General features: G+C 68.7%; 18 protein-coding genes and 1 pseudogene. 11 read left to right on the top strand and 8 right to left on the bottom strand.

Translation table 11 applies throughout. The annotated features are described in order from the left end of the window. The first annotated feature begins 142 nt into the window (after window positions 1-142). Window positions 143-271 (top strand): hypothetical protein, encoded by a 129-nt coding sequence (locus E0504_RS53670; RefSeq protein WP_306769295.1) that lies wholly within the window; start codon window positions 143-145, stop codon window positions 269-271. Window positions 272-414: 143 nt separating this feature from the next. On the opposite strand, the gene E0504_RS37670 is transcribed toward E0504_RS53670, so the two are convergent. Then, entirely contained in the window at window positions 415-1,023 is a 609-nt protein-coding gene (locus E0504_RS37670; RefSeq protein WP_112106462.1) for a TetR/AcrR family transcriptional regulator, read from the bottom strand. Between the two features lie 88 nt (window positions 1,024-1,111). On the opposite strand from E0504_RS37670, the gene E0504_RS37665 reads away from it, so the two are divergent. From E0504_RS37665 to E0504_RS37660, 3 genes are all read left to right on the top strand, one after another. Further along, window positions 1,112-2,146 (top strand): aldo/keto reductase, encoded by a 1,035-nt coding sequence (locus E0504_RS37665; RefSeq protein ID WP_112106461.1) that lies wholly within the window; start codon window positions 1,112-1,114, stop codon window positions 2,144-2,146. Window positions 2,147-2,334: 188 nt separating this feature from the next. Continuing rightward, entirely contained in the window at window positions 2,335-2,472 is a 138-nt protein-coding gene (locus tag E0504_RS50780) for a hypothetical protein (protein ID WP_165938738.1), read from the top strand. Between the two features lie 295 nt (window positions 2,473-2,767). Then, window positions 2,768-3,226 (top strand): NYN domain-containing protein, encoded by a 459-nt coding sequence (locus E0504_RS37660; RefSeq protein WP_235014006.1) that lies wholly within the window; start codon window positions 2,768-2,770, stop codon window positions 3,224-3,226. A 566-nt stretch (window positions 3,227-3,792) separates the two neighbouring features. Here E0504_RS37660 and E0504_RS37655 read toward each other — a convergent pair. Both E0504_RS37655 and E0504_RS37650 read right to left on the bottom strand, forming a co-directional pair. Next, the gene (locus tag E0504_RS37655; protein WP_131626804.1) at window positions 3,793-5,025 is read right to left on the bottom strand and encodes a retropepsin-like aspartic protease; all 1,233 of its coding nucleotides are present in this window, start codon (window positions 5,023-5,025) and stop codon (window positions 3,793-3,795) included. Further along, the gene (locus E0504_RS37650) at window positions 5,022-5,630 is read right to left on the bottom strand and encodes a helix-turn-helix domain-containing protein (protein WP_112106458.1); all 609 of its coding nucleotides are present in this window, start codon (window positions 5,628-5,630) and stop codon (window positions 5,022-5,024) included. The genes E0504_RS37655 and E0504_RS37650 overlap by 4 nt, the downstream gene beginning before the upstream one ends. A gap of 505 nt (window positions 5,631-6,135) precedes the next feature. On the opposite strand from E0504_RS37650, the gene E0504_RS50775 reads away from it, so the two are divergent. Then, complete coding sequence (locus E0504_RS50775) at window positions 6,136-6,273, top strand: hypothetical protein (protein ID WP_165938734.1); 138 nt, start codon at window positions 6,136-6,138, stop codon at window positions 6,271-6,273. Between the two features lie 20 nt (window positions 6,274-6,293). Here E0504_RS50775 and E0504_RS51515 read toward each other — a convergent pair whose 3' ends face one another. The 4 genes from E0504_RS51515 to E0504_RS37630 all read right to left on the bottom strand — a co-directional run bounded on the left by E0504_RS51515 (window position 6,294) and on the right by E0504_RS37630 (window position 9,108). Beyond that, complete coding sequence (locus tag E0504_RS51515) at window positions 6,294-6,653, bottom strand: hypothetical protein (RefSeq protein WP_200835290.1); 360 nt, start codon at window positions 6,651-6,653, stop codon at window positions 6,294-6,296. Further along, window positions 6,650-7,009, bottom strand: coding sequence for a hypothetical protein (locus tag E0504_RS37640; protein ID WP_131626803.1), 360 nt, complete (start codon window positions 7,007-7,009; stop codon window positions 6,650-6,652). Before E0504_RS37640 ends, E0504_RS51515 begins: the two co-directional genes overlap by 4 nt. Continuing rightward, complete coding sequence (locus tag E0504_RS37635; protein ID WP_112106456.1) at window positions 7,006-7,329, bottom strand: PadR family transcriptional regulator; 324 nt, start codon at window positions 7,327-7,329, stop codon at window positions 7,006-7,008. The genes E0504_RS37640 and E0504_RS37635 overlap by 4 nt, the downstream gene beginning before the upstream one ends. 102 nt (window positions 7,330-7,431) lie before the next feature. Next, the gene (locus E0504_RS37630) at window positions 7,432-9,108 is read right to left on the bottom strand and encodes a plasmid pRiA4b ORF-3 family protein (RefSeq protein ID WP_131626802.1); all 1,677 of its coding nucleotides are present in this window, start codon (window positions 9,106-9,108) and stop codon (window positions 7,432-7,434) included. Between the two features lie 303 nt (window positions 9,109-9,411). Between E0504_RS37630 and E0504_RS50770 the strand changes: the two genes are divergently transcribed. From E0504_RS50770 to E0504_RS53665, 4 genes and pseudogenes are all read left to right on the top strand, one after another. Further along, a complete protein-coding gene (locus E0504_RS50770) occupies window positions 9,412-9,573 on the top strand; it encodes a hypothetical protein (RefSeq protein WP_165938737.1) in 162 nt (53 codons plus the stop codon). Between the two features lie 27 nt (window positions 9,574-9,600). Next, window positions 9,601-9,945 (top strand): helix-turn-helix domain-containing protein, encoded by a 345-nt coding sequence (locus E0504_RS37625; RefSeq protein ID WP_112106454.1) that lies wholly within the window; start codon window positions 9,601-9,603, stop codon window positions 9,943-9,945. Between the two features lie 27 nt (window positions 9,946-9,972). Then, entirely contained in the window at window positions 9,973-10,626 is a 654-nt protein-coding gene (locus E0504_RS37620) for an NAD(P)-binding domain-containing protein (protein WP_255565701.1), read from the top strand. Window positions 10,627-10,844: 218 nt separating this feature from the next. Further along, window positions 10,845-10,940, top strand: a pseudogene (locus tag E0504_RS53665) (Fe-S cluster assembly protein HesB); the annotation flags it as partial. A gap of 112 nt (window positions 10,941-11,052) precedes the next feature. Here E0504_RS53665 and E0504_RS37615 read toward each other — a convergent pair. Beyond that, the gene (locus E0504_RS37615) at window positions 11,053-11,883 is read right to left on the bottom strand and encodes a helix-turn-helix domain-containing protein (protein WP_165938736.1); all 831 of its coding nucleotides are present in this window, start codon (window positions 11,881-11,883) and stop codon (window positions 11,053-11,055) included. An 81-nt stretch (window positions 11,884-11,964) separates the two neighbouring features. On the opposite strand from E0504_RS37615, the gene E0504_RS37610 reads away from it, so the two are divergent. Then, window positions 11,965-12,828 carry an NAD(P)H-binding protein gene (locus tag E0504_RS37610; RefSeq protein ID WP_112106516.1) on the top strand — a complete coding sequence of 288 codons (864 nt, stop codon included), beginning with the start codon at window positions 11,965-11,967 and terminating at the stop codon, window positions 12,826-12,828. A gap of 54 nt (window positions 12,829-12,882) precedes the next feature. After that, on the top strand, window positions 12,883-13,023 hold the full coding sequence (locus E0504_RS50765) for a hypothetical protein (RefSeq protein ID WP_165938735.1): 141 nt from the start codon (window positions 12,883-12,885) through the stop codon (window positions 13,021-13,023). Window positions 13,024-13,393: the final 370 nt, after the last annotated feature.

Genomic DNA, 13,393 nt, shown 5'->3' with positions numbered 1-13,393 from the left:
AACGGCCGTTTCCCCGGGTGACGACCATGCCGGCGGACAATGCGCGAGACATGGCCGTCATCCGGGTACCGGGTCGGTCTTCGTAGCCGGCCAGAGTCGCCCCATGACCAGCCGTGACCGCCCGAGTAGCGGCACAGCTCCCTTGAGCCAGATCGCCGAGGCGGACGAACTGCTGACCAGCGACCCGTTGGCCTTGCTGATCGGGATGGTGCTGGACCAGCGGGTTTCGGAAAGAACGAACGCGTTGCCAGTCGCCGCTCGAACGAGCTAGCGCCCGGCGCCGGGTGACACGGCCGCCGGGCCGGACGCGTCAACAGCTTCGTCCTCCTGCCCGGCGGCGACGGACGTGGCTGGGGGTCGGGGTCGGGGTCGCTTCGATCGCATCCGGGATCGGCGACCGTGGTGCGTGCGATCTCACCGCACGTACACCCCGGCGCGGGCGCCGGCTGCGGCCGCCCTGGCGGCGCGCTCGGCCGCGGTCTCGTCCGGCGGTTCCCCGATGGTCAGCAGGCGATAGTACAGCGGGGCGGAGACGGCGCGGATTACCTCGCACGGATCGGTTCCAGCGGGTACCTCGCCACGGTCGATCGCCTGTGTCACACACGGCGCCCACTCGGTGACTCGGGCGTCGTAGAAGCGGCGCAGTGCCTGCGCGGTGCGCTCGTCATAGGTCGCGGCAGCGATCACCGCTTTGAACAACGCGCCCTGGCGGGGGTCGCACAGGGTGCGCCGTACCAGGTTGGCGTTGGCCTTCAGGTCGTTGAGCAGGGAGCCGGTCTCGGCACGCGGCACGGACTCCTCGACCATCTCGGCCAGCAGGTCGGCCACCAGGCCGGCAACCGCCCCCCACCGCCGGTAGACAGTGGTCTTACCGACGCCGGCCCGGCGCGCCACGTCGGCCAGGTCCAGGTGGGCGAAACCCCGCTCGGCCAGCACATCCCCGGCCGCCCGCAGCACGCTGGCCCGCACCCGTGCGGTGCGCCCGCCGGGCCGAACAGTCCCCGGCTCGCGGTCCTCATTCACGGTAACGGGTCTCCAGTTCCGCTAGTGCCTTTCCGTGTGGTACGGTCGAGTCATCTTAACGGAACTGGAGAATCGTTAGGCGGTTGCTATGGAGTATCGGCGCCTGGGCGCATCCGGGCTGCTGGTTCCCGCACTGAGCTTCGGTGCCGGCACCTTCGGCGGCCGTGGTCCGCTGTTCGGGGCTTGGGGCAACACCGACGCTGACCAGGCACGGCGCCTGGTGGACATCTGCCTGGAGGCGGGTGTGACCATGTTCGACACCGCCGACGTCTATTCCGATGGCGCCTCCGAGGAGGTGCTCGGCGCGGCCATCAGGGGCAGGCGCGACCAGGTGCTCGTGTCCACCAAGGCAAGCCTGCCCCTCGGCGATGGGCCCAACGACGCCGGCTCGTCCCGTGCCCGGCTGCTCGCCGCGTGCGACGCCGCCCTGCGCCGACTGAACACCGACTACATCGATCTTTTCCAGCTGCACGCATTCGACGCAGGCACCCCGATCGAGGAAGTTCTGGCCACCCTGGACGATCTGGTGCGGGCCGGCAAGATTCGATATCTAGGCGTGTCCAACTTCGCGGGCTGGCAGCTGATGAAGTCCCTCGGCATCGCCGAGAAGTACCGATACCCGCGCTATGTGGCGCACCAGGTCTACTACTCGCTGGTCGGCCGCGACTACGAGTGGGGTCTACTGCCACTGGGCCTGGATCAGGGCGTCGGCGCGATCGTCTGGAGCCCGCTGGGTTGGGGTCGGCTGACCGGCCGAATTCGTCGCGGCCAGCCACTGCCCGCGCGCAGCCGGCTACCCGCCACCGCGGACTACGGCCCGCCGGTGGACGACGAGTACCTGTTCACCGTGGTCGACGCGCTCGACGAGATTGCTGCGGAGACCGGTCAGGCCGTGCCGCAGATCGCCCTCAACTGGCTGCTCCAGCGGCCCACGGTGTCCTCCGTCATCATCGGCGCACGGGACGAGACACAGCTACGGCAGAACCTCGGGGCGGTCGGCTGGTCGCTGACCGCGGGACAGATGGCACGGTTGGACGCGGCCAGCGCCCGCACCGCTCCCTACCCGTACTTCCCGTACCAACGGCAGGAGGGCTTCGCCCGGCTGAACCCGTCGCCGGTCTAGGGCGGCGGCCAATATCCGGCCGGTGGCGTGCCCGGACGGTGCTCGGCGGCGAGGAGCCGGACCTGCCGGTTCGGCCTTGTTCGCAGAAGATCGCTGTCGCCCGTCGGCAGACGCCCAGGCCGCTGACTTCATCGCGGTCCGACCACCGGTATGACGGCCTCTGCCCCGAGGTTGGCTACGGTGTCCTCGTGGGACTGCATCTGAGCCAGGTCGCCGAGGCGGACGAGCTGCTGACCAACGATCCGCTTGCACTCCTTATTGGCGTGGTTCTGGACCAGCGGGTTTCGGAAGGATGGAGCGGGATGCGACATTCTGCGCATGCCTGACCGTGCAGTGCCACTCCCGGCTCGGGGCTACCGGAGTGAAGGACCACAGTGAGCGACCGTGTCTGCGTTTGACGGTCCGGAGCCTGCGCCAGTGACGTGGTAGTCACTTTCTCCCCGCCGTCCTCCGGGACTGGCGGGGCTTTTTTCTAGATCGGCTAGGTCATGCCCCCGCGAGTCGCTGTTTTCATCGACTACCAGAACGTCCACCTCTCGGCACGCGGCAGGTTCCTCCCCGCCGGCACGCCTGGCCAGCATGGACACGTCGATCCCGTGCGTGTGGCGCGGCGGATCGTCGATGGACGACGACTTGGCGGTGAGCTTGCGGCTGTCCGTGTCTACCGCGGCCAGCCGTCCAAGCCCCGATCACCAGCCGGAGGCGGCGAGGGCCAGCGACCGGCAGGCCGACCGCTGGGCCCGTGATCCTCGTGTGGTCGTTGCCCGCCGGCAGCCCCGCTACCCGAAGGCATGGCCGGCCGAGCCCGCGCAGGAGAAGGGCATCGACGTCGCACTCGCCGTGGACTTCGTGCGTCTCGCCTGCGAGGACGCCTACGACATCGGCGTCCTGTTCAGCCGCGACACGGACCTCGTGCCCGCGCTGGAGGCCGTCCGCGATCTTGGTATCCATGTGGAGGTCGCGAGCTGGAAGGGCACGAGCCGACTCCGCTTTCCTGACTCGCAGCTTCCGTGGTGCCACTACCTGGACGCCGACGACTACGAGGCCTGCCGGGACTACACCGACTACACGGCGATCTGATCGCTGCGGCCTGACGGTCGGCGGCGGCTTGGCTTGCCTGCGGTCTTCGTGTTCTATCTGCTCCTGCACCATTACACCGTCGGTGCCTTTGTCTACTTGGGCCGGCGATCATGGCTCACGTGGGTGCTGTTGTGCGTGGCTGACGTCTGGGTCCACGCGCGGCGCGAATCGCGCGGCGGCTGGTCAATCTTTCTGCCTGCCGGACCAGCTTGGACCGCGGATCCGCCGGGCCGTCACGAATCCCGGTCGGCCCGGCGGCTGATCTCGTGATCAGGATCGGATCTTCCGTGGGGTCATGCCCACTCGTGCCTGCCGTCGCTGTCCGATGATCGGGCACGCGGGTGGGGCGAGCCCACGAGCGGCGCGGTGGCGCGTGTCGCGCAATGGCGCGGTTCCCGGCACGCCCCGGTCCCTGACGCCGTCCACCCCGAACGGATCCGTCGCCGCCCCACACCGCCCGTGCCGCCCCTAAGGTGTGGATCAACCCGCCCTTCAGTGACCATCGAGACCGAGGAGGCGCTACACACGAACCGAGCCGCCCAATGCCGGGCGCGAGTGTCGTCGAATCACGGCCCCTGAAGGCGTGCCGGCTGCCGGAACGTGTACTCGTGCCGGTCGAAGTCGAGGGTCCAGGCGTAGGCACTCAGGAAGGCGTGGGACAGCAGACCGTCGATGCGTACGCCGCCGAACGAATGCCAGGGCGGGCGACGCGCGGGCGACGTGGCCACGAACTGCTTGTCCTGGCGGAGCGGCCCCAGCCAAATCGGTTGGTCGGCTTCGAAGTGCGGGCCAGCGGCGCGGGCCCGGGGTATTCCCCAGGAGCGGTAGTGCCGGGCCGTCGTGTACAGGCATGCCTGGCGGGGCTGCGAGTCCTCCTCCTGGATGACGTAGGCCAGTCCCGAGTCGATGAAGAAGTTGAGGTCCTGTCGGGTGCCGAAGCCGCCCCGCGCGAACATGTAATGATCTCCCCACAGGTAGAAGGGGAACCGCGCGACCTCCTTCAGGTCGCGGAGTTGGGCGAGGTGGTCGGTCGCCTGCTGCGGGTCGCGGCGTGGCGACAGAAGTAGGCGCTGGCCCGGGTAGTCGATCGTGGCGAGGAATTGTTGCAGGATGTTGGTGCCTATGAGTACGACGTCCTGGCCGTCGTGCAGCGTGGGCATCGCCTCGACCGGCACGTTGGCCAGGGTGGCTCCGCCGAGCGTCAGCTCCCTGGCCACACCGACGTAGACGTCGGTGCTGGTGGTGCCGTGGTAATCGCGTCCGTTCGCGGCGAGCCGGATGCCGAGCGCCTCGGCGCGCTGGGTTCCCATGACGACGAACGTGCCGCCAGTATCGATATGGGCGCACAGGCGGTGGCCGTCGAGCGTCACGTCGACCCCTGGCAGGAACGGCGCCAACGCGTGGTCGGTAAAGGGTAACTGGGTCGTCTGGTCCAGTTCGGCCTGCAGCGGGTTGTCCACCCGTAGCTGGAGGTCCGGTGGCACCGGCTGCTTCCCTCGTTGCCGCAGTACGTGTGCATGGGCTTCGTCCGGCTGGCCGACGTGCAGCCAGGCGAGTGCCGCCGGCTCGTCCAGGGCGGTGCGTCCAGGGCTCCGGGCGTGGACGACCGCGTGGTGCCCGAGCGCTTCCCCGTAGCGCCCCTGGACGTAACTCGTCAGGAACAACAGGTGCGCGCGCTGCAGCGGGGAGGTCCGCTGAGCCAGGCGCTCGGCCTCACCGATGTCGCCGCGCGTCCACGCCCGCCACGCGGCGCGAGCGGGCGCGTCCGGCGCCAGCCGCTGGCGATAAGTCCATGTCATCGCTCTGCCTCCGCCCCGGCCGTTGCCGGTGCCGGACGGTCGTCGGCCCCCAGATCCATTGCGGCTGCGACGATGGCGAGCAGCGGGACCAGCGCGTGCGTGGCCAGTTCGTACTCGCCGCGCCGGCGCTGGACGAGTAGCCGAGCGGCCTGCAGCTCTCGCAGGTGGTGGTACAGGTGCCCGGACGAGGTTTCGCCGAGCGCCTCCTGCAGCTGCGCGCGACTGCGCGGCGCCCCGATCAGCGCGGCGAGCAACGCCAGCCGTGCCGGGCTGCCGAGGCACTCGAGCGTTGTTGCCCCGGCGGCCCAGTCTGCCCCGACGATGTCGCGAACCTGGTGTTCCTTGGCCCACAGGTACTCGCGGTCGTCCACGGTGACAGCCCCCGCGTAGGCCACGGCGCCGCTCGGGCCACCAACGCCGGTTCGTGGCCTGTCATGATCCTCGACGCCAGCGCGTTCGCGGAGCCGGCTCAGCAACTGCAGGGACGACCCTTCGGCCGACCGGTCATGGCCTTGTCGCTCTGCCCTCGTGACCGTTGCCGCCTCCAACCGCTCGACCCGCCGCTCCAGCGAGGCGACCCGCTGTTCCAGTCCGTCCGATGTCATCCCAGACCCCGCAACATTTATCCGTAATTTCGAAATTACGTAATAACATACAAGGTGTCACGCGACGACGGCAACAGCCGTTCCACGACGACTACTGCCGGGGTGTGCCGCGGCTAGGCCATCAGCCGCGGGCCGACCGCTACCGTGGTGACGTGGGACTTCACCTGAGCCAGATCGCCGAGGCCGACGAGCTGCTGACGAACGACCCGTTGGCGTTGCTGATCGGGATGGTGCTGGACCAGCGGGTATCGGAAAGATGGAGCGGAATCTGACAGTCCGTCCCTGCCTGACTGTGTGGTGTCGTCATCGGTCAGGACGGTGAGGACCGCATCGGATCGCCGCGGGCAGTCGGCCGGAGAGGTAGGCGCCCCGGCGGACGGATCGCGGAACTATGGGGCGCTCGCACCAGTTCCGTCGGGACGTGATCCGCGTCGAGACCGGACTGTCGGCACGGATGTCCATTGCGTCACCTTCTTGCTCGCGCCGACGGTGCCACGGGCGCCACGTGACGGTCGGCTACGGTGATGGCGTGGGACTGCACCTGAGCCAGATCACCGAAGCAGACGAACTGCTGACCAACGATCCGTTGGCGCTGCTCATCGACATGGTCCTTGACCATGCGGGTTTCGGAAAGAACGAATAACGGTTGGCCCGGGTTTCCTGTCACCCGCGCTGCTGGCTGACCGCTCGCCGGCGTCCCCTCAACCTGCGGCACAGCGCCAGGCCGGTCAGGAACAGGACGAGGACGGCGGGGCCGACGTGCACGATGATGAAACCAATGTAATGAGGGCCGCCCCAGGCGTGTTGATAGGTCTCCGGATCGCCGGGATGCTCGGTGGCGAGGATGTATCCGGCCCTTGCGACAAGAACGGCGCCGGCCGCCAGAAGGAGAAGACAGACCGCCGCGCGCCGTAGTTGTGCGGCCCAGCCAGCGGCTGGCGGTGGCGCGGGTCGGCGTGCCGTGATCAGGCCCACCGTGATCAGGCTCGCTGCGACCACGGCGGCTACGGCCAGTCCCGTCACGCCAGCTCGTCTCCGCGGAGCCGGGCACGGCGCATGGCCGCGGAGTCGACCACCATCGCGGTCGGCGTCAGGACCGCTACCAGGGCCAGCGCCCGCAGCGGCGTGCTCGGAGCCCACAGGATGTTGTCGGTCAGCTCTGCCCGTACGGCAGCGGCTTCCATGGCGGCCGTGGCGAGTACCGCTCCGGCGATCTGGGCGAGCCACGGCCTGGCCCGCAGATGGAGCCTCATGGCGAGGCGCAGGACGTCGACGACGGCGGCCAAGGTCAGAGGGGTGTCCCGGAGGAGCGCGGCGAACTCGTCGCCGTAGCGCGCCCGCCACTGCCTGGGGCACAGGGCGAGAAGGAAGCGCCTCATGCCTGGGCCAGCCGTGACTGCCCGGTCTGGACGACCCGGGACCAGGTAGCCAACTGAGCGGCCAACGCCGCTCTTCCCGCCGGCGTGATCTCGTAGGGGCGGCGGCGGTCGTTGCTGGGCAGTGCGGCTATCAGGCCGCGTTCCACCAGCTTGGTCAGCGAGCCGTACAGGGTGCCGGGGCCGAGCCGGACCCCGGTCTGTTCCAGCACATCGGCGGTGATCGCGTAACCGTGTTTGGCGCCGTCGCTCAGTGACAGCAGGACGAGTACTCCCGGCTCGCCGAAGCGGGCCAGGCCCTCGTCCCGTCCGAACCTCGCCATGCGATGCATCGTATGGCGTAGTAGTTGGGAGCGGCAAGGCCGTCGGCGTTCGTCATTCGTCAGGCTCCGCTCGGCGGCTGTCGGATCGACGTCGCGCCACCATCAGCGGAGGAGCCGGGACAGCGCGGCTGTCACTTCCTCAGCGTCGAACCTGGCGGGGTCGAGGTCGGCGGGGTTGTCGAGGCCCAGCCATTCCAGCCGCTCTTCGTGCTCGGGATGACTGGGGTTGCCCAGGGTCTCCAGGAGCGCCTCGTAGCCCCAGATACCGCCGCAGTCGTCCGGCGGGGCCGCGCGACGCCCGCCGGTGCAGCGCGGATACCGGACGGACGGGTCGGGATCGAGGATCTTCTCGAGGACGATCTGGTGCTCCCAGTCGTCGCCGAAATCGTAGGTATAGCTGATCTTTGCTTTGACGTCGGGAAGCACCTGCTCCAGCGACACCGCCGCCTCGGCGCGTTGGCCAAGGTCCGCGTCCGGCCTGCCGAACCTGCCGTAGGGCGTTTCGAAGACGTGCAGATGGCTGTCGTCCCAGCCGAACGCTGTCTGAAGGATCGTGTGCAGGCGCGCCAGGCTGGTGTCGGCTGGCACCTCCAACCGTCGCCAGATCGGTGGCTTCGCGTCGCGCAGCCCTACCTTGACCTGGTAGACCGGGGCGCGCTGCCCCTTGGCCCGCTTCGGCTTCTTCGGGAGCGTCGGCGGCAGACCGGGCCGCCCAGTCAGGTTCGCCAGCATGCCTGCGGCAAGCTCGGCCGGGTTCACCCCCCGCTCGTCCAGCATCCTGACGAGGTCGGCCAAGTCACCGAGCGCGTCGATCCCCTCGTCCTCGTCGTCATCCGCATGCGGAGCGGGGGGCTTCCGGGGGGTCGGGAGCGTCGCGAGGCGCGACCGCAGCACGAGCACCAGGGCCTCGTACGGCGGCCCATCCTCGCCGTCCTCCTCCTCATGGAAGGGGATCTCGACCTCCTCGCCGAACCGGAGAAAGGGGGCGGCTTCCTCGTCGTCCTCGAACGAGAGCTCGTCGTCGTGCACCGCACGCGCGCTCAGGGCGTTCTCGACCTGCCAGCGAAACTCCTCGGCGTCCAGCGTCTCGGTTCGTAGTCCGACCTTGTCCCTGCGAGCCGCGGCGGTGATCTCCTCCAGAACCTTGGGAAGGTCCTCGGCCGGGAGGACGAGGAGGTCTGCGGCCTCACCACAGGCCGATGGGTCGACAATTACCAAGAACGCGTGCGGCCGGCCAGCCCGTTCGACGGTGCAGCTCAGAAGGACGGTGTCACCTTCGTCGTCATACCGGCGCTGGAAGTCGCTGGCCACCAGTGGCGCAGTCAACTCGTCCGCCCACCGCGGCCGGGAGACCCCGGCCGCGGCGAGCCGGCCGGCGGCGGTATCTGCGGCGACACCGACCGGCCCCGACGCGACGGAACCTACTGCCAGCAGCACCGCAAGGGCGCCCTCGGTCGCCGCTGCCTCCAGCCGCGGCACGATCTCCTGAAGGAACGCCACCCCGATGGAGCCGTCGGTGAGGTCGTCAAGCACGGCGAACGTCGCACCGGCCACCTCCGCCATCAGCGGGTCGTCGTTCTCGCGGAGTACCCCGCCGATCTCAAGCATGTCGGCGGTGAGTGCGCGCGGGTCCAGCTCGCTGTCGTCAGGAGGCCGCGGAGACTGATCACCGATGTCCGGCACAGCGGACAGCGCGGGCCGCGAGGTGCGCCTCGCCGGCGCTGGCTCCTTCGCGGAGGGCTTCTTCCCGTTCTTGCGACCACGGCTCGCGGGGCTCATGCATTCAAGTCTGCAGCAGGTGCGACGTCATCATGCACCCGGCGTGGCCCGCCCGCGCACGTGTCTGATCGGCCTGGCAGCTCGGCTCGCTCAGGCGCCTGCCGACCCGATGCCGCGATAGACCGTTGGTTCGACTTCCACCTGGACCGGCTGTTGAAAACGGCCTGATTCCGGAACAACAGTTGTAAAGCCTCGGATCGCGGTCGCACGCCGACGTGCCGCCGGCGGCCCCGCGGGACCGCCGCCGGACATCTCGGCTGGCCGTCACCCGAGCCTCCCGGCGACGCCGGCTACTGTGATGGTGTGGGACTGCACCTGAGCCAGATCGCTGAGGCCGACGAGTTGCTGACGAACGACCCGTTGGCTCTGCTGATCGGGATGGTGCTGGACCAGCGGATGTCGGAACCATGGAGTGATCCCCGCGAGGGTGGCCGGCGCGGCAGCCGCGTCGTGTGCTTGGCCTGACGGCCACGGCGCCGTGGCGAGTGTTCGATGGCTGACTATGACGTCTTCGTAGCCGACTGCCCGGCCCGCTCGACCCTGGAGGTCATCGCCGACACCTGGTCTGTCGTGGTGGTGTATGCCCTCGGAGACGGCCCGCGACGCTACAGCGACCTTCGTGATCGGATTGGTGGGATCAGCAAGAAGATGCTGACCCAGACTCTCCGAAAGCTTGAGCGGCGAGGCATCGTCGAGCGGCGAAACCTGGCTACGGTGCCCAAGGGCGTCGAGTATCGGCTGACCGACTTGGGCCGGAGCCTCCTGGCACCAGTCTCCGTGCTCGCCCGGTGGGCCGAGGAGCACGCGGAGGAACTCGCCGGCGACTCGTCCACCTGACGTGGGGCACCGGATGGTTCCCCACGGCTGCCTAGCGTCGCCGCTATGCGAATCGGAATTCTCGGTGCCGGTGTGATGGCCGACGCGCTCGGAACCCGGTGGGCCGCCGCCGGTCACGAGCTCATGGTCGCGGGCCGAACGACGGAGAAGGCACGCGCGCTGGCGGAGAAGTGGGGCGGCCGCGCCGGCGGATTTCGGGAGACGGCCGAGTTCGCCGACGTGGCGTTGATCGCGGTCCTCTATCAGGGCATGCCCGCAACGTTGGCGGCGATCGGCGGCGGCCTGTATGGCAAGCCGGTCATCGACTGCAACAACCCGGTCGAGGTTGATCACTTCACCCTGGTCACCGACCCGGGCCGAGCCATGGCGAGGGAGATCCAGGATGCGACCGGCGGGCAGGTGGTAAAAGCGTTCAACTTGTGCCACGCACGAGTGTGGGAGATGGCCCCGCCGCTCTTCGACGGTCGTCGTCTGTCCGTGCCGTACTGCACGAACCACCCCGCCGCGGCGGCGGTCGCTCGTCAGCTCATCGACCACGTCGGAGGCGAACCCGTGTCAGTCGGCGACCTTCGCCACGCTCATCATCTGGAGGCGATGGCCGCGATTGTGATCTCGTTGTTGTTCGGCGGCCGGGACACGAGCACGGTGTTCAACCTGGTCGACGCAATCCCCTCTGTCTAGGAGGCCACGATCGGCCGGCGACGGGAGCCATGACCCAGCTCTCGCTCGTCCCACCCCGCGCGGCCGGGCGCCAGCCCGGGGTGGCCCCTGATCGTGTGGGTCGCCCTGAGTCCCGACCCAGCCGATTTCGACCGGACGCTCACCATCGACGTGGCCTGTTCGACGCGATACGAGCAGGCGCGGCTGACCCGCCCGGCCGGCCTCGCTACGGTGAGGGGGTGGGACTGCATCTGAGCCAGATCGACGAAGCGGACGAGCTGCTGACGAGTGACCCTTTGGCGCTACTCATAGGCATGGTGCTGGACCAGCCAGTATCGGAAAGATAGAGCGGGGCGGGGCAATCCGCACTCACCTGACTGTGTCGCATCGCCGGTGCGTGCCATTCGGAGCGACTGGTTTTCGCCTGCCTTATCGAGATGCTCAGGCTCAGCGGGCAGGGCGGTGTGTATCGCATCGGAGAGCCGTGGGTAGCCGACCGGTGAGGTAGGCGGTGGGGGTAACGCCCATCATGGTGCGGAAGTCGGCGTTCAGATGCGACTGGTCGTGGTAGCCGAGTTCGGTCGCCACGCGCGTCCAGGGTGCCTCGCCCGCGTATGCGAGTACTTCTCGCAGGCGGTCGATCCGGGCGAACTGTTTGGGCCCGAGGCCGACCGTGCTAGTGAACACCTCGCGCAGGCTGCGTTCGCTCACGTGGAGCCGAGTAGCCGTTGCGGACACCTGCTCCGGTTCGCTGTGGGTCGTGCCGCGTCCGGTCAGTAGTTGGCTCGCGCGGTGCGTCAGGTCGCTGCGGGCCTGCTGCCGAGGCGGCAGGCCCGCGAGCCTGCTCGTGAACGCCTGCTCCACCCGTCCGAGCAGCAACCGTTCGTCGATTCCGGCAGGATCGGAACCGACGTCGGTGAGTTCCCTCGCGAGTTGGGCGCCCGGCGTGCCCCACAGCTCGCTCAGCAGCACGGCGCGATCGCGCAGGCCCGCCACGGAGCGGCCCAGCAACGAGGCGGCGTGACCGGGTCGAATCCTGGCACTGACGCAGAACGGTCCCGGCTCACCGAGATGATAGAGCGCCCGGGTGCGCGGTCCCATGACGACCAGGTCGGTGTGCTCTCCCGGGAAGACACGCAGGGCCAGGGCGGCCGAGTGATCCGGCGGCTCGACGATCGTGCGCGCTCCGTCGTGCACGGCAATCGTCGTGACGCTGATCTCGGAGATCCACGGTCGCAGGGCATCCGATAGCGGAATGCGACGCTCGTCGATGCGCATGCTTCCCACCGTAGGCAGCCGCATGCGGGAACGGGTCTGCCGAAACTTCCTAGCGGCGGTCGCGTCTGCCCGGACATCGTGATGCCCGTGATCCTGGTAACCGGTGCCACCGGCACCATCGGCAGCAAGGTGCTCGACATCCTGGCGGCCCGCGGCCTGCAGGTCCGAGCTGTGAGCCGCGATCCGAGAAATGTACCGGTGCGTCCGGGCGTGGAGACTGTCCGGGCAGATTTCGACGAACCCGCGTCGCTCCGGCCGGCCATGGCCGCGGTGCGGACAATGTTCCTGATAACCGCACCGGTCGTACCTACTGCGCGCCACGATCTGGCCTTGCTCGACGAGGCACGAAGGGCCGGCGTGCGCAGGGTGGTGAAACTGTCCGCCATCGGCACGGGCGAGAAGATCGGACCGGATACGGTCGGGGCCTGGCATGTGACGGCCGAGCAGGCGGTGCGCGACAGCGGGTTGGGGTGGACGGTGCTGCGCCCGTCCAGCTTTGCGTCGAACACCCTGCAGTGGGTCGATGCGATCGACAAGGGGCAGCCCGTGCCCGATCTCACCGGACCGGGTCGGCAGGGAGTGATCAACCCCTACGACGTCGCCGCCGCCGCAGTGGAGGTCCTCCTGTCTTCAGCGCACGTCGGTAAGATCTACACACTGACGGGACCGGAACTGCTGACCGTCGCCGAACAGGCCGCCTCCCTATCGCGGGTGACCGGACGCCGGATCGGCACCGTCCCCATGAGCCTGGAGCAGGCGGCCGACCAGATGCTCGCCGCGGGGATGGACAGGTCCGCCGTCGAGGTGATCATCATTGGCTCCGCCTGGGTTCGTGCCGGCCGTAACGCCATCCTGACCAACGACCTGGCCACTGTCCTGGGCCGCCCCCCGACCAGCTTCCAGGCCTGGGCCTACCAGCACCGCCATGCCTTCGGCGCGTCATGACCCCGTTCAGCTGTGCCGTGCTGTGGGCGGACGGACCGGCGCTACTGTTGTGCCGTGGGACTGCACCTGAGCCAGATCGCCGAAGCGGACGAGCTGCTGACGAACGACCCGTTGGCGCTGCTGATCGGGATGGTGCTCGACCAGCCGGTATCGGAACCATGGAGTGGGATCGGGCGATCCACGTCTTCCTGGTAACACATCTTTGGCAAGGGCACTGGCCGCGGTCCACGGCTCATCTGCGGCTCGTGGTGGCGAGTTCGGGTCGGCGCGCGACACCGACCTAATATTCTTTGATCGCGGTTGCGAGTCGGTATGCATCGTCTGCGTCGTGTGGACCGTGGACGAGTGGGACCCGGGCGGCGCCACGGTAGGCTGCGCGGCCGGTGGGCGGGTCGGCAACGAGCGCGATGATTGGCTCGATCGCATCGGCCGGTCGTTGGGCGGCGACGGCTCCCAGGATGACTGAGGACATTTTCGTGCGCCCAGCAGACTGGAGGTGACGCCGTGTAAGCGGCCGATCTACCTTTCGTAAGCTCGTCGTCGCTTGCCGGTGGAAGTCCGGTCC

The organism is Parafrankia sp. BMG5.11, assembly GCF_004337455.1.
The sequence above is the reverse complement of the archived record's forward strand: the minus strand, read 5'-3'. Positions and strand labels throughout refer to the sequence as shown.

Excerpts from the sequence above, each read along its gene's own strand:
- E0504_RS37665 (WP_112106461.1), top strand. The coding sequence starts at position 1,112 with ATGGAGTATCGGCGCCTGGGCGCATCCGGGCTGCTGGTTCCCGCACTG.
- E0504_RS37640 (WP_131626803.1), bottom strand. The coding sequence starts at position 7,009 with ATGAGGCGCTTCCTTCTCGCCCTGTGCCCCAGGCAGTGGCGGGCGCGC.
- E0504_RS37630 (WP_131626802.1), bottom strand. The coding sequence starts at position 9,108 with ATGAGCCCCGCGAGCCGTGGTCGCAAGAACGGGAAGAAGCCCTCCGCG.
- E0504_RS37625 (WP_112106454.1), top strand. The coding sequence starts at position 9,601 with ATGGCTGACTATGACGTCTTCGTAGCCGACTGCCCGGCCCGCTCGACC.
- E0504_RS37655 (WP_131626804.1), bottom strand. The coding sequence starts at position 5,025 with ATGACATGGACTTATCGCCAGCGGCTGGCGCCGGACGCGCCCGCTCGC.
- E0504_RS37635 (WP_112106456.1), bottom strand. The coding sequence starts at position 7,329 with ATGGCGAGGTTCGGACGGGACGAGGGCCTGGCCCGCTTCGGCGAGCCG.
- E0504_RS37660 (WP_235014006.1), top strand. The coding sequence starts at position 2,768 with ATGGACGACGACTTGGCGGTGAGCTTGCGGCTGTCCGTGTCTACCGCG.
- E0504_RS37615 (WP_165938736.1), bottom strand. The coding sequence starts at position 11,883 with ATGCGCATCGACGAGCGTCGCATTCCGCTATCGGATGCCCTGCGACCG.
- E0504_RS37610 (WP_112106516.1), top strand. The coding sequence starts at position 11,965 with ATGCCCGTGATCCTGGTAACCGGTGCCACCGGCACCATCGGCAGCAAG.
- E0504_RS37650 (WP_112106458.1), bottom strand. The coding sequence starts at position 5,630 with ATGACATCGGACGGACTGGAACAGCGGGTCGCCTCGCTGGAGCGGCGG.